Source organism: Roseobacter sp. SK209-2-6 (genome assembly GCF_000169455.1).
Classification (GTDB): Bacteria; Pseudomonadota; Alphaproteobacteria; order Rhodobacterales; family Rhodobacteraceae; genus Pseudophaeobacter.
Window position 1 is genome coordinate 150,577 of record NZ_AAYC01000004.1, and the last position, 14,153, is coordinate 164,729.

The following is a 14,153-nucleotide window of genomic DNA, read 5'->3' on the forward strand; positions in this document are numbered from 1 at the left end:
GAATTCAGGATTTTGGGTGATCCAAACAAGTTGGAAAAACCCCAAACAAAGAGAAGCAGATATCTAGCTCTCTCTGGCGGAAATCAGAACAAGCAAAGTACAAGACCAATCAGGGCACAGGCAAGGCTGGCATAGCCTCCGTCGATCAGTGTCAGCCTTAGCGGCCTGCCCGCATAGAGGTTGTTAATGGCGATCCAGGGGCTGATGAAAAATAGTCCCACTCCAAGCCCAGCCACCAGCCCAGCTCCCGAAGTATCAATGCCCGAAAGTGAGAAAACATGGCGCATCATGCCTGCAACGACCAATTGCAGCGCAAAAGTTGCAGCAAAAAGGGCAGGGCTTTGGCCACCTTCAGGCTTGCCATCGGTGCCACGTTTTATGTTAGCGGCTTCCATCCAAGGGTTGGCGAGGATGCCGTAGTACACGGCACCCAATGCAAAACCAGCTGCGGCGGCGACCAGTACATTCAGAAATTCCATTTCTTTCCTCCAACGCTCAGGACCTGCAATTGGTAAGAAAGTGGCAGATCAATCCGCTTCTGTCTGCCCCAGGGCGCAGATTACGCCCCATTCTTCCGCTGTAACAGGCTGTACGGAGAGTCGAGAGTTCCTGACCAAGATCATCTCTTCGAGGCGCGGGTCAGACTTGATTTGATCCAGCGAGACCGGCTTAATGAAACTGCGAAAAAACTTGATATCTACGCAGTCCCAACGATCATCATCGGTGGTGCTGTCGGGATGTGCCTCCGCGCAGACCTCAACAATTCCCACCACCGATTTTTCTTTCTGCGAGTGGTAGAAGAAACCCCGGTCACCGAGTTTCATTTCCCGCATGAAGTTCCGCGCCTGGTAGTTGCGCACGCCGTCCCATTCCTCACCAGCATCGCCCTTGTTGATCTGGTCTTGCCAGCTCCAGGTTGAAGGTTCGGATTTGAACAGCCAGTAGCGCATCAGCCGATGACCTTATTCCAGGTGATCAGTTCAACTGCTTCAAACAGTCCTGCTTTGTTGTAGGGGTCATTGGCGGCCCAGGCTTCGCCGGCGGCCATATCTGCTACATCCAGGATGATCAGGGAACCGGCCATATTGCCATCCTGATCCAAAAGTGGTCCGGCCTGGGCAACAGATCCGGTTTCTTCGATATAGGCCAGGTGGGCGGCGCGGTTGTCCTTGCGGGTTTGCAGATGGTCCGGTTTGTCACGGGCGATCAGGGCAATCAGCATGTTATTCCTCTTTCAACGGGCGTGCCAGCAGTTGAGCGCCAGCGGCTTCGATCGTCAAGTCGCCATCAAGCAACCCAACAACAGTTTCTGTAATCGGCATCTCCAGCCCCATGGTCTTTGCCTTGGCTGCAGTTGCGCGCGCGGTTGCCGCGCCCTCAACGGTGATCGTGGGGTCAAAGGCCGCTCCCCGTCCAATGGAAAGGCCCAGCAGGTAGTTGCGCGACAGTTCAGAGGTGCAAGTGAGGGCCAGGTCGCCAAAGCCAGAAAGGCCGGCGAGCGTTTCAGGCATTGCACCGCAAGCGACCGCCATACGCTGCATCTCTGCATAGCCCCGGGTCATGAGGGCGGCACGGGCGCTGTCGCCAAGGCCAGCCCCGATAACGGCGCCACAGGCAATGGCCATGACATTCTTGAGCGCGCCGCCAAGTTCAGCCCCAATGGTGTCTTGTGTACGGTAAAGCCGCAGATTGGCGGTGGTCAAATCTCTTTGCAGGTTTTTCCCACGTTCCGCATCCGAGCAAGCGAGCGTCAGCGCTGTTGGCAGGCCGCGTGCTATGTCTGCGGCGAAACTAGGGCCTGTCAGCAGGGAAGGAAGGGCATCAGGAACACTCTGGCGCAGCACCTCTATCGGGCCCAACCCGGTCTCAAGCTCAATCCCCTTGCAGCAGGCGACGAGAATCTTCCCCTGCATAAGTTTTTGATTTTCTTTTAAAAATCCACGGAGCCTCTGCATAGGGACAGCCAATAGCAGAACTTCGGGATGGGTCGCAGCTGTGATCTCCGACGCGATTTTAAGATCATCAGGCAAAGTGACGCCGGGCAAGCGTTTGCTGTTCTCTCTGCTGGTTTCCATAGCCTGCGCATGCTCTGGATCGCGGGCCCACAGGGTGACCGGAGATGACTTCGCTATGGAAATTGCCAAAGCGGTGCCAAAGGCGCCCGCACCCAGTACCGCGACGCTCATGCCTTGGCTCCTTTGCGACCAGATCCCAGCATGGCCGGGCTGCTTTGGTCTAGGGGCCAGCGGGGTCGTGCTGCCAGATCCATGCCATCACGCGCTCCGGCTTTGAAACGCTCTAGCCCGGCATAGGCGATCATGGCCGCGTTATCCGTGCAAAGATGCAGTGGTGGCGCCACAAATCGCGTGTTGTTTTCTGCGCATACAGTCTCTAACTGGGCGCGAATTGCAGAATTTGCGGCGACGCCGCCTGCTACGGCTAAAACCGGTTCGCTGGGGTTTTCCTCTAGATAGATTTGCAGTGCACGCTGGGTTTTCTTGGCCAGAACATCGGCAACCGCTGTTTGAAAACCTGCACAGAGGTCAGCACGATCTTGCAGTGTCAGCCCGGATTTTTCCGCTGTGATCTGGTCTCGCATCCGCAAAAGCGCGGTCTTCAATCCTGAGAAAGAGAAATTGCAGTCCTGTCGATCCAATAGCGGACGGGGAAAGCGAAATCGCATGGGATCCCCTCTTTCCGCTTCAGCCTGCACCGAAGGCCCACCGGGTTGGGGCAGCCCCAACAGGCGGGCGGTCTTGTCAAAGGCCTCACCGGGGGCATCATCAATGGTGCCTCCCAAACGGGTGAAATCCTCTGGTCCACGGGCAATCAGAAACTGACAGTGGCCGCCAGATACCAACAGCATCAGATAGGGATAAGCAATACCATCTGTCAGGCGTGGGGTCAGGGCATGGCCTGCAAGGTGGTTCACACCCACAAGCGGCAGACCAGTTGCTGCAGCAATTCCTTTGGCGCACATGACACCGGACATAACGCCGCCAATCAAGCCAGGGCCAGCGGTTACGGCAATGGCATCAAGATCTGCCAATGTGACTCCAGCCTCTGCCAGGGCATCCGCAACACAAATATCCAGCTTTTCCGCATGGGCGCGGGCGGCGATTTCGGGCACAACTCCACCAAAAGCCCTGTGCAATTCCGTTTGGCCAAAGACGATCGAAGCGAGAACTTCAGCCGGTGCCTCCGCTTGCTGCCGCACCACAGCCGCCGCGGTATCGTCACAGCTGCTTTCCAGTCCCAGAAGTGTGAGTGTCTCGGTCATGCTCTACCCGTTGCATAAGGCTGCTGCGGGAGCTACCACCAAAGGGCAAGGCAAACAATCCCAGGAGCTCTGTGATGGGGAAGGCCGATCCCTCTTCTAGTACTCGATCCATCGGGCTCCTGATGACGCGGAGGCCTGCGGATTCTGATCGGTTTCTTGCTCTTTTGCCTCAGGATTTGCTCGACACCCTGAATGTCATTCATGCGCCCCTGTTGCAGATCCAGCCCCTATCCGTTGAACCAGTGATAGCCGACCTGGGAGGCGTGATCTTCACTTCGGCAAATGGTGTGGCAAGCAGCCCACCACCAGCTCAGCGGCTCCCAGCCTATTGTGTGGGGAAACGAACAACAAAAGCCGCAAGAGAACGGGGTTGGGACGCGGTCTGCTCTGGGGCTAATGCGGATGAGTTGGTAGCGCATCTGACCTCACAGATGCCAAAGGGCCCACTCTTGCATCTGCATGGGCAACACACCCGGGGAAATGTTGCGCAGCGCCTCTGCGCAGTCGGTCTGACCTGCGAAGGGTTGACCGTATATGAGCAGAAGCTCCTGCCGCTTGAGCCGGCGCAAAGAGCGGAGATCGCCGCGCAAAACCGCGTGATCGTGCCGCTTTTTTCACCGCGCACTGCGCGGCATTTCGCCAGCCTTGGTTTAGATCAAATGAATTTGACGCTTTTTGCGCTAAGTGAGGCCGTAGCATCAGAGCTGAAAGGCTTGCAGAGCAAGGGCTTGCAAGTCAGTAAGGCACCGGTTGCAGAAAGCATGGCGGCAATGGTCCGTGATGCCGCAGTTCGTTTAGCGCATCTTGAGGGTGACAACCCGGCACAGTAGGGTCGCTGGCGACTATGTGGCGAAAAGTGATTTGGATTCGAGGGGGAGGCCAGAGTGGCTGACAAGAAGACCGCAAAAGAAGAGATCCAGCCAGATGAGGCATCGCAAACCAGTGATGCCAGCGAGGCTCTGACCCATGAGTCGGTCTCCGATCCGCAAGTCAAAGAGGCTGTTTCTGATCTTGACCAGGTCATAAGCGAAGATTTGTCTTCCGAGACCGAGACCGAGACCGAGACCGAGACCGAGACCGAGACCGAGACCGAGACCGAGACCGAGACCGAGACCGAGACCGAGACCGAGACCGAGACCGAGACCGCCGAAGAGCCAGCTGTTATGGCAGCGGAACCAAGCAAAGAAATTGAACGTGTGATCGAAAAACGCGGTGGCTTTGGTTCGGCCCTATTAGGAGGCGCAGTCGCCGCTGTAGTTGGTTTCGCCCTTGGGCAAACCGGCGCATTGGATTCGCTTTTGCCACCTGCCTTGCAGCAACCTGCACCTGTGGATCTTGGCAAGTTTGAAGAGCAGCAGAATGCGTTGCAAAAGCAAATAGCGGCGCTTCAAACTCAGCTCGGCGAAATCAAACTGCCCGATGTTACCCCATTGGACCAGCGCATTGATGCTGTCGAAGCTGCGCTGAACGATATGGTCGCAACATCTGTCGAAGGGACAGATTACAGCGCCGAATTCGAAGCCCTAACCTCTCGCCTGGATCAGATGGAAAGCCGTCCTATTGCAGATGCCGCCTCACCCCAGGCCGTGGCCGCCTTTGAGGCTGAGCTTGGTAAGCTGCAAGCGAGCCTGAGCGAACAGCGCGGTGAAGTCGAACAAATGCTGGCAGAAGCGCGGCAGATGGAAGTGGCGAGTGCAGAGGCAGCACGTATTGCTGCGGCTCAAACCGCCCTGGCCAAACTCCGGGCTGCCTTAGACGCTGGCGGAAACTATACCGCTGCAGTGGCAGAGCTAGAGGACAAGGGCGTTGCCGTTCCCGCAGAGCTTGCGGGCAGTGCCGATAGCGGTGTTGTTACGCTTGCAGGCCTGCGTGAGGCATTCACCCCGGCGGCACGTGAAGCCCTTGCACTGGCACGTGAGGAAAGCAAAGGCGGTGGCGGTCTTTTGGACTATATGAACCGCTATCTTGGTGCGCGTTCAGTCACTCCTCAGGAAGGTGAAGGACCCGACGCTGTTCTGTCGCGCGCGGAAGCTGCGGTCAAATCTGGAGACCTGCCGCAAGCGCTGGCAGAGTTGAACACCCTGCCTGAAGCTTCAAAATCTGCGCTGACAGATTGGCTGGCTTCTGCGTCTACTCGTTTGGCAGCATTGTCTGCTGCGGATCAATTGGCCCAAAGCCTGAACGCCAAATAAGGAAGCTGACATGCTCTGGTCATTGCTAAAAGTACTAGTTTTCTTTGCCATCATCGCTGTGGCGGCATTTGGTGTGATAGTCCTAGGAGAAACCGCCGGCGGGGTGCAGATCACCGTTGCCGGGACCGAATATACACTCAGCGCGCTTCAGTCCGTTTTGGCGCTGGGCGTTCTGGTGCTTGCCGTTTGGGTCTTTTTCAAAGTACTGGCGCTGCTGGTTGCCACGCTTAAGTTCCTCAATGGGGATGAAACCGCGATCTCTCGCTACTTTGACAAGGGGCGTGAACGTAAGGGCTATCAGGCGCTTTCGGATGGGTTGATGGCGTTGGCCTCTGGCGAAGGGCGTCTGGCCATGGCCAAGGCTTCGCGCGCTGCCCGCTATCTGGAAAAACCGGAACTGACCGACCTGCTGACAGCACAAGCAGCTGAAATGGCGGGTGATACCGGGAAAGCAGCTGATGCCTATAAGCGTCTCTTGAGCAATCAGAACACGCGGTTTGTCGGTGTGCGCGGTATCATGAAGCAGAAACTCTCCGAAGGGGATAGCGACACCGCGCTACAACTGGCGGAGAAAGCTCTGGCTTTGCGCCCGAAACACGAAGAGGTGCAGGATACGCTGTTGCAATTGCAGGCCAAGGCAGAAGATTGGGCTGGCGCCCGCAAAACGCTCTCGACCAAGCTGAAAACCGGCACCTTGCCGCGTGATGTGTTCAAACGTCGCGATGCGGTTCTGGCGCTTTCGGCCTCTAAAGAGGTCGCAGCGGATACTTCGAGCCTGGAACAGCGAGAGCAGGCCATTGAGGCGAACCGCTTGTCGCCGGATCTGGTGCCGGCCGCTGCAATGGCGGCACGTGCTTACCTGGAGCAGGGTAAAAAGCGCGCAGCCATCAAGATCCTGAAGAAAGCTTGGTCCGCACAACCGCATCCGGATTTGGCCCATGCCTTTGCCGAAGTTGAACCAAATGAGAGCGCATCGGAACGCGTGAAGCGTTTTGATCAACTGGCGCGCCTCAACCCGCAGAATGATGAAACCCGCCTGGTGATGGCGGAACTCTTGATCGTTGCAGAGGATTTCCCAGAAGCGCGCCGCGTGCTTGGAGATCTGGTGGAACGCGCCCCTGATGCCCGTAGCCTGACCCTGATGGCCGCGATTGAAAAAGGTGAGGGTGCTGGAGATGCGGTTATCCAAGGGTGGCTTGCCCGTGCGCTTAGCGCGCCACGTGGGCCGCAATGGCTCTGCGAGAACTGCAATCACATTCATGCGGAATGGGCGCCGGTTTGCGAGCATTGCACCAGCTTTGACACTCTCAGCTGGAAACGTCCGGAGACGCCCGAGTTGAATAGCGCAACTGCAGCCCACATGCTGCCGCTTATCACTGGGGCTGGTGCTTCTACTGAAGTCGCCCAGATGGTCGAGGATGTGCCGGAGGCAGAGGTGGTGTCTGACGTGTCTGGTGAAGCTGAAGAAAGTGCTGATGCACCTGAAGCCGCCCCTTCGGGTGAAAAAGAAGAAGCCAAATAGGTTTTTATAAGCAGCGCGCGAAAAACAGAGCGCTCTGCATCTTGCCTTGGTATCAACTACCCGGCGAAAGGGTTCGCCGGGTAGCTTTTTTGGGGGAAGACCCGAGTGAGCGCGTTAGGCGCTTTCTGCTGCTGTGACGATGATTTCCACCTTCAGGACATCGCGGGCCAGCTTGGCCTCTCCGCAAGCCCGAGCTGGAGCATGGCCTTCCGGAACCCAAGCGTCCCAAATCTCATTCATCTCGGCGAAATACTTCATATCTGACAACCAGATCACGGCCTGAAGCATGTCTTTTTTGCTGGAACCCGCCTGTTCAAGAAGCGCCTCGACGCGGGAAAGACAGTCGCGTGTCTGTTCGGCAATGGTCTCACCGCTGCCAACCTGTCCGCAGAGGTAGATGGTGCCGTTGTGCTTGACGATCTTGCTCATGCGTTGACCAGTTTCCATACGCGTGATGGTCATGGGGTATTCTCCTATAGGGGTTGAGCTGGCGCCATTTATTGCGGCTTGCTTTGCCGGTGAAAAGACCCAAAGCAGAAAGCTGCGGCATTTCCATCCCATCCAAGAGAACTGACACTGAATTGGCCCTATGGCTAAGGCAGGTTTGCACCTGCTTGCCAGGTCAAAAAAGCGCTGAACAACTGCTGCTGAGTGCTTATGCCCAATTTGGTGTAGGCATTCTTGCGATGAGATTTGACCGTTGGCAGTGCAATACCCAGAGTTAAGCTTATCGACAGAGAGGAATGCCCCTGAAGGATCAGCTGAACGACTTCGCTCTCACGGGCGGTAAGGGCATCTTGTGCGAAATCCGCTAGTCGCAAAGGGGTAATTTGCCTTGGTGCGTTGTGCAAAGGATGATCACTCCAGAGCTTTCGAAAAGCCAGAGCATAGAGCGCCAGAAACGGCTCTAGCCGAGAGGCAGCATCCTTGGAAAACCCACCCTTCTGCGCAGGATGTGCAAAACTGATCTCGCCCATCGCGCCATCCGGGAGATCAACCACCAGGGAGAGTTCCTGCAAACCTGATGGCCAGCCGGGGGTGCGATAGCCAATTTCCTCACTTTGATCGGGGAGTACTCTGGGGCCATCCTGCGCTGGGCGCCAATTGTCCGGCGCCAGATCGGCCATGGCATAGATGCCCTGCGGAAGTCCGTTGAGGAAGGCATTGTACACGGGATTGAGTAAATAGGTGCTGCGCGCATAGAGCTGAACCGCCTCCTTTGCCGGGCCCGCAGCATAGGTATCCCCCAGTAGTACAGGCTGTTGTCCCTTGCGATTCACTGCGGCAAAACCTGCAGTGAAAGGCAAAATATGGCGCGCAGATTGGATCAGATCGCATGCAGTTCCCTGACCTTCGATAACCAGTGATAATTCTTTGCAAAGAGGGGCAATCTGGTCCACGCAGATCTGCATGAGGGGTACCCTGCCAATTATTAGCGCATCAGCTCATCCCTGGGGATGATGTCCGGTTGATAGTGCAGAGACTATACTGCCTTTCAATTAGCGAAAGGCCTGTCAATGATCAAAGTCCCTCTCACACTTGATGCAGATGCCGTTGCAGCACTGCTGCCCCGGATCAACATGCTGGAAGAGTTGCGGAGCCTCTTTTCCGAGCTTGGCGATGGAGCGGCGGTGCAGCCCCCCCAAAGCCTGACCTTGCTCCCGGAGGGGCAGGGAGATTTCATCACCTATCTCGGGGCTCTTTCTGGAGTGGGGGTATTTGGGGCCAAACTGTCCCCCTATCTTACCCAGGAGAGCAAGCCCATCATCACGGCCTGGACGCTGCTTATGTCGTTGGAGACTGGCAAACCCCTGATGCTATGTGATGCGGGGCAACTCACCACAGAGAGGACCGCAGCCACCACAGCGCTGGCGGTGGATTACCTGGTCAAAGCAGGGGCAAGGCGGTTGGCGATCATTGGTTCAGGCCCTGTCGCACAGGCGCATCTCCGCCATGTTCAACAGGTGCGGGATTGGCAGGACATCACCCTCTTTTCTCCAAATCTAGCTAGCAATCCGGACATACAGGCAATCTGGAAAGGCCTGTCGCCAGATGTGAGATTTGCACAAAGCGCAGCGGAGGCAGCCACTGGGGCAGATGCGGTACTGCTCTGCACCTCCTCTGGGACACCAGTGTTGGACTGGAAAACCGTCGCGCCAGGCGCGCTAGTGACTTCTATCAGCACCAATGTCGCCAAAGCGCATGAGGTCGCCCCGGAATTCCTGTCTCAGGCGCAGGTCTATTGTGACTATAGGGCGACCACACCGGCAAGCGCTGGTGAAATGGTTCTGGCGGCAGGTGCGGGCAATTGGTCGGCGGAGGAAATCAAGGGAGATTTGGCCGAGCTGGCCTGCGAAAGCTGCTCAAGGCCTGAAGGGTCGGCTCCAGTATTCTTCCGCTCTATTGGCCAGGGGCTTGAGGATATCGCCGCTGCCAATGCGATCTATCGTTGCAGCACGTCAGAATAACACAGGAGAGTCACATGCATATCGAACCCTTTGGCGTCGAGATCTGGATGAATGAATGGGAAACCAAATGTGAATGGAACCTCGCGGAGACCTGTGTTGAAAGCCTGACCATTGCAGAACTTCTGACTTTGGCAGGCAAGAATAGCGCTGATCTCTCAGAGCTTCTGCCAATGAAACTCACCTATGGGGCCATCGAAGGCTCTGACCGTCTACGTCAGGCGGTGGCAGCGATATATGAGAACCAATCCCCGTCCAGTGTGTTGATCACCCATGGCACAATCGGGGCCAATATGCTGGTGCATAAAACCCTGATCGAGCCAGGGGATCACGTGGTTGCAGTTGTTCCGACCTATCAGCAGCACTACTCCATTCCCGCCAGCATTGGCGCCGATGTGACAAGGCTGCAGCTGAAAGAAGAAAACGCCTTTCTTCCCGATCTGGAGGAGTTGCGCTGTCTGGCTGTATCGGGGACCAAGCTGATTGCCCTGAACAACCCCAACAATCCAACAGGCGCGTTGATGGATCGAGCACTCTTGCAAGAGATCGTGGAGATTGCGCGCGCCTGCGGTGCCTGGATCCTCTGCGATGAGGTTTACCGTGGGACAGATCAGCAAGGTGACGGCATGACCGCTTCGATTGCGGACCTTTATGAAAAGGGCATCAGCACGGCGGGCATGTCAAAGGCCTATTCTCTTGCTGGTCTGCGATTGGGATGGATCACCGGGCCGCAGGAACTGATAGAGGCGGCATGTATTCACCGCGACTACGATACAATTTCGGTCGGCATGATCGATGAGTATTTCGCTGCTCTCGCGCTCGAGAACAGAGCCCAGGTCCTGGCGCGCAGTCAGCGTATCACACGGGGCAATTTGCAAATCTTGGAGGACTGGGTCGAGAGGGAGGCAAAGATCAGTTGGGTGAAACCGCGTTCGGGGACGACGGCGCTGCTGAAGTATGATGCCCAGATGTCTTCACGCGAGTTCTGCGTGGCATTGCTAGGTGAAACCGGCGTGATGCTTACGCCTGGATCGGCCCTCGACATGGAAGGTTACCTTCGGATTGGATATGCAAACGGGCCAGAGGTTTTACGACAGGGGCTGCAACGAATGAGTGAATTTCTTGCTCGAATTTGACACGAGCGACTCATTTGCTTTGGTCCTTCCTCCGCTCAAAGCAAGGTAGGCAGAGGGCTTCCCTGTAGGAGCTGGATGATCCTGATTTCGAAAATTTAACGTAAAATCTCGCCCTTATAGAGGATTCAATCCGGAGTTTAACCAGCGGGAAAGCAAACAATGTGGATGGTCAGGGGAATCGAGACCTTTGTCTGACTCTCCAAGCCTCCTGTGTGGCTGTTTATAAAACCGGTGTGTTATGTTGAAAAAGCCAGAAATGTGGATAGCACTTCCTCTGACCTGGAAACTCCCTCTTCTCATCGCCACACCTATGCTGGTGGTGCTTCTATCAGTAGGGGGGGCGTTTGAGTGGTACTTGTCGAATGGTCTGGGCGCGGCCGAGACAACGATTGTGGACCTACAGCTCAGCAAACCCCTCGCAGCAGCTTTGGCAATATTGTTTGTGTCGACCGCAGTTTTGTCTTGGTTGGCTTCAAGAATGGTTCTGCATCACTTGGGCTTTCTTTCCGATTGTGTCGAGAGAATTGCTGAGGGGGACTATGAAACCCAACCAACAGCGGTCATCGATTTGCATGAATTTGGGCGCATCAACGCCCGTCTCTCGCAAGTCAAAGATGAGCTGCGGCTGGCTTCAGAGACGGATCGGGATCGACTAGAGCTTCAGCAACAACAGGACGAAGTAGTTCTTGAATTGACCAAGGGGCTCAAACAACTCGCGCGTGGAGATTTTTCCCAAACCATTGATCATGCCTTTCCCGCTACCCATGAAAACCTGCGAAAGAACTATAACCGGACCGTCGAAACTCTGAATGAAACGGTTAAAAAGGTCGTGGACGCGGCGGATAGTATTCGGGATGGGGCGACCGAAATCAGCCAAGCATCAGATGACTTGTCACACCGAACCGAAAGCCAGGCTGCAACTCTGGAGGAAACCGCAGCCGCAATTGAAGAAATGACCAACAGTGTCAAATCCGCTGCAGACAATGCCAAGGGCGTTGAAGAAGCCATGAACAATGCCAAATCAGAGGCTGAGGTCAGCGGGAAGGTGGTTCAGAATGCGGTTGAAGCCATGCATGGAATTGCGGAATCCTCCAGCCACATCGGAAAAATCCTAACAGTTATCGATGATATTTCGTTTCAAACCAACCTCTTGGCTCTAAACGCAGGGGTGGAGGCTGCGCGCGCCGGTGAGGCAGGGCGTGGTTTTGCTGTTGTCGCGGCAGAAGTGCGCGCTCTGGCACAGCGCTCTTCTGATGCGGCGATGGAGATCAAGGATCTGATCGGGAATAGTTCAGATCAGGTGGATAGAGGCGTAGATTTGGTTGGAAAAGCGGGTGTGGCCCTACAGAGCATTGTTGGCCAGGTTACACATATCTCGGCTCTTATCTCTGACATCGCGATTGGCGCTGCTGAGCAATCAACTGGGCTGAACGAAATCAATATAGGCGTCGTGCAGCTGGATCAGGTTACCCAGCAGAACGCTGCCATGGTGGAAGAGGTCACTGCCGCTGGCCAACTTCTCAGGACGGATGCGGGTCGCCTCGCGACTGAAGTAACGCAGTTTAAGGTTTCAGGCGGCTCGGAGGTTGCGGATTTTGGCTCTGCGCAGGCCCTACCCGCGATCCAAATGCCTGTGGATGTGGGCCAAACCACTCAGGTTGATCCCGCCCCAAGCCTAGAGACTGAGCCTTCAGATCCTACGCCCACGGCAAAGACAGCACCTCAGGCACAGGCAGCCGGCGGTGGCCGCGAAGTTTGGATGGATTTCTAAACCTGATGTCCTAGGTTTGGCGCGCCAGAGAAACCTGCCCAAGGTGGGGCTGGCGGATTTTCACTTTCTGTTTTTACGTTGTGTAAATCTGGACATCGCCTCACGCAATACGATCTGATCCTGGTAAGTTGTTTCTAGCATCAGGGGAGAGTTCATGCAGTTCGACTATGTTATTGTCGGGGGCGGGTCTGCCGGTGCAACGCTTGCGTCACGTCTGAGTGAAGATCCCAAGACAACGGTCTGCCTATTGGAAGCCGGTGGCAAAGGTGACAGCATATTGGTTCGCGCGCCAGCGGCGGTTGTGGCGATGCTGCCAGGGCGCCCAAAGATCAACAATTGGGCCTTTGAAACAGTCCCCCAGGCGGGCTTGAACGGACGAAAGGGCTACCAACCAAGAGGCAAGGCATTGGGCGGATCCAGCGCGATCAATGCAATGCTCTATGTACGTGGACATGCCAAGGATTATGACGAATGGGCTGAACTTGGTTGTCGCGGTTGGGATTGGCAGGGTGTTCTGCCCTATTTTCAAAAGGCAGAGAACAACGAGCGTGGCGCGGATGAATATCACGGGGCGGAGGGCCCCTTGCAGGTCAGCAATCAAAAAGCGCCCCGAAAAATCACCGAAGCCTTCGTAGAAGCCGGAGAATCTCTCCAACTTCGGAGATCTGCCGATTTCAATCGGGGTGAAAACGAAGGCATTGGCCATTACCAAGTCACTCAGTTCCACGCAGAGAAGAAGAATGGAGAGCGGTGTTCGGCAGCCGCGGCCTATCTGCATCCTGTTATGGGGCGCTCTAACCTGAAGGTGATTACAAAGGCGCATGCAAAACAGATCCTCTTTGAAGGCAAGCGCGCAACAGGTGTGAGATACGCCAAAGGGGCCACAGATCATGAGGTTAAAGCCGCTCGTGAGGTGATCCTTTGTGGGGGCGCTTTCAATTCACCGCAGCTTTTGCAGCTATCCGGTGTGGGGCGGCCCGAAGATATCACCCCGCATGGGATCAAATTGCTGCATGATTTGCCTGGGGTTGGACAGAACCTTCAGGACCATCTGGATTTTACCCTCGCTTATAAATCGCGGAACCGCGACAATTTCGGGATCTCATTGCCAGGCAGCCTAGCGCTGCTCAAACATATCGCGGCCTGGCGAAAAACGGGGCGGAGCATGATTGCAACTCCCTTTGCTGAGGGGGCCGCCTTCCTCAAGACAGAAAGCGACCTGGCGCGGCCGGATGTGCAGTTGCATTTCGTGATCTCCATTGTGGATGATCATGCGCGCAAGCTGCATCTGGGGCATGGATTCAGCTGTCATATCTGCGTGTTGCGGCCAAAGTCGCGTGGGACGGTTACATTGAATTCCGCTGATCCATTGGCTGCCCCCCGGATTGATCCGAATTTCCTTTCGGAAGAGGAGGACCTGCAGGTTTTGATTAGAGGCACCCGTATGTGCCGTCGCATCATGCAGGCAGAGCCGCTTGCCTCTTATATCAAGAAAGAGCTCTTTATTGAGGGAGAGCCGGATGACGCCGCGCTGGAACGGCACATAAGAGAACGGGCTGATACGATCTATCATCCCGTAGGAACCTGCAAAATGGGCCAGGATGAGATGTCGGTGGTGGATCCGGACCTGAAGGTTCATGGCCTCGAGGGACTGCGCGTTGTGGACGCTTCCGTGATGCCACGACTGATTGGCGGTAATACCAATGCGCCAACAATTATGATTGCAGAAAAAGCAGCGGATCTAATCCGCAATAAGGCAGTCTAGTCTGCTGATTGAACAGGAAGGA

General features: G+C 55.8%; 14 protein-coding genes. 7 read left to right on the plus strand and 7 right to left on the minus strand.

The features are described from left to right. Positions 1 to 83: 83 nt before the first annotated feature. The 5 genes from RSK20926_RS08145 to tsaD are packed head-to-tail and all read right to left on the minus strand — an operon-like array spanning position 84 to position 3,280. Positions 84 to 479 carry a DUF1761 domain-containing protein gene (locus RSK20926_RS08145; RefSeq protein WP_008205747.1) on the minus strand — a complete coding sequence of 132 codons (396 nt, stop codon included), beginning with the start codon at positions 477 to 479 and terminating at the stop codon, positions 84 to 86. A 48-nt stretch (positions 480 to 527) separates the two neighbouring features. Beyond that, on the minus strand, positions 528 to 950 hold the full coding sequence (locus RSK20926_RS08150) for an EVE domain-containing protein (RefSeq protein WP_008205749.1): 423 nt from the start codon (positions 948 to 950) through the stop codon (positions 528 to 530). After that, complete coding sequence (locus tag RSK20926_RS08155) at positions 950 to 1,222, minus strand: YciI family protein (protein ID WP_008205750.1); 273 nt, start codon at positions 1,220 to 1,222, stop codon at positions 950 to 952. The genes RSK20926_RS08150 and RSK20926_RS08155 overlap by 1 nt, the downstream gene beginning before the upstream one ends. A gap of 1 nt (position 1,223) precedes the next feature. Next, a complete protein-coding gene (locus RSK20926_RS08160; protein ID WP_008205751.1) occupies positions 1,224 to 2,186 on the minus strand; it encodes an NAD(P)H-dependent glycerol-3-phosphate dehydrogenase in 963 nt (320 codons plus the stop codon). After that, positions 2,183 to 3,280 (minus strand): tRNA (adenosine(37)-N6)-threonylcarbamoyltransferase complex transferase subunit TsaD, encoded by a 1,098-nt coding sequence (gene tsaD / locus RSK20926_RS08165; RefSeq protein ID WP_008205752.1) that lies wholly within the window; start codon positions 3,278 to 3,280, stop codon positions 2,183 to 2,185. Before tsaD ends, RSK20926_RS08160 begins: the two co-directional genes overlap by 4 nt. Before the next feature lie 74 nt (positions 3,281 to 3,354). On the opposite strand from tsaD, the gene RSK20926_RS08170 reads away from it, so the two are divergent. From RSK20926_RS08170 to RSK20926_RS08180, 3 genes are read left to right on the plus strand one after another with little or no spacing between them, the layout of a single operon-like run. Beyond that, complete coding sequence (locus RSK20926_RS08170) at positions 3,355 to 4,110, plus strand: uroporphyrinogen-III synthase (protein ID WP_157133070.1); 756 nt, start codon at positions 3,355 to 3,357, stop codon at positions 4,108 to 4,110. A 54-nt stretch (positions 4,111 to 4,164) separates the two neighbouring features. Next, a complete protein-coding gene (locus tag RSK20926_RS08175) occupies positions 4,165 to 5,472 on the plus strand; it encodes a COG4223 family protein (protein ID WP_008205754.1) in 1,308 nt (435 codons plus the stop codon). A gap of 10 nt (positions 5,473 to 5,482) precedes the next feature. Continuing rightward, positions 5,483 to 6,994 (plus strand): heme biosynthesis protein HemY, encoded by a 1,512-nt coding sequence (locus tag RSK20926_RS08180; protein ID WP_008205755.1) that lies wholly within the window; start codon positions 5,483 to 5,485, stop codon positions 6,992 to 6,994. A 114-nt stretch (positions 6,995 to 7,108) separates the two neighbouring features. On the opposite strand, the gene RSK20926_RS08185 is transcribed toward RSK20926_RS08180, so the two are convergent. Then, positions 7,109 to 7,456 carry a RidA family protein gene (locus tag RSK20926_RS08185; protein ID WP_037254350.1) on the minus strand — a complete coding sequence of 116 codons (348 nt, stop codon included), beginning with the start codon at positions 7,454 to 7,456 and terminating at the stop codon, positions 7,109 to 7,111. Positions 7,457 to 7,587: 131 nt separating this feature from the next. Continuing rightward, entirely contained in the window at positions 7,588 to 8,274 is a 687-nt protein-coding gene (locus RSK20926_RS08190) for a helix-turn-helix domain-containing protein (protein ID WP_232281864.1), read from the minus strand. Between the two features lie 237 nt (positions 8,275 to 8,511). Here RSK20926_RS08190 and RSK20926_RS08195 point away from each other — a divergent pair, with 237 nt between their 5' ends. The 4 genes from RSK20926_RS08195 (at position 8,512) to RSK20926_RS08210 (ending at position 14,131) form a co-directional block, all read left to right on the plus strand. Then, complete coding sequence (locus RSK20926_RS08195) at positions 8,512 to 9,462, plus strand: ornithine cyclodeaminase family protein (protein ID WP_008205761.1); 951 nt, start codon at positions 8,512 to 8,514, stop codon at positions 9,460 to 9,462. Between the two features lie 14 nt (positions 9,463 to 9,476). Next, the gene (locus tag RSK20926_RS08200; protein WP_008205763.1) at positions 9,477 to 10,595 is read left to right on the plus strand and encodes an aminotransferase; all 1,119 of its coding nucleotides are present in this window, start codon (positions 9,477 to 9,479) and stop codon (positions 10,593 to 10,595) included. A gap of 256 nt (positions 10,596 to 10,851) precedes the next feature. Then, the gene (locus RSK20926_RS08205; RefSeq protein WP_442852518.1) at positions 10,852 to 12,366 is read left to right on the plus strand and encodes a methyl-accepting chemotaxis protein; all 1,515 of its coding nucleotides are present in this window, start codon (positions 10,852 to 10,854) and stop codon (positions 12,364 to 12,366) included. Positions 12,367 to 12,520: 154 nt separating this feature from the next. Continuing rightward, positions 12,521 to 14,131, plus strand: a complete 1,611-nt coding sequence (locus tag RSK20926_RS08210; RefSeq protein WP_008205767.1) for a GMC family oxidoreductase — start codon at positions 12,521 to 12,523, stop codon at positions 14,129 to 14,131. Positions 14,132 to 14,153: the final 22 nt, after the last annotated feature.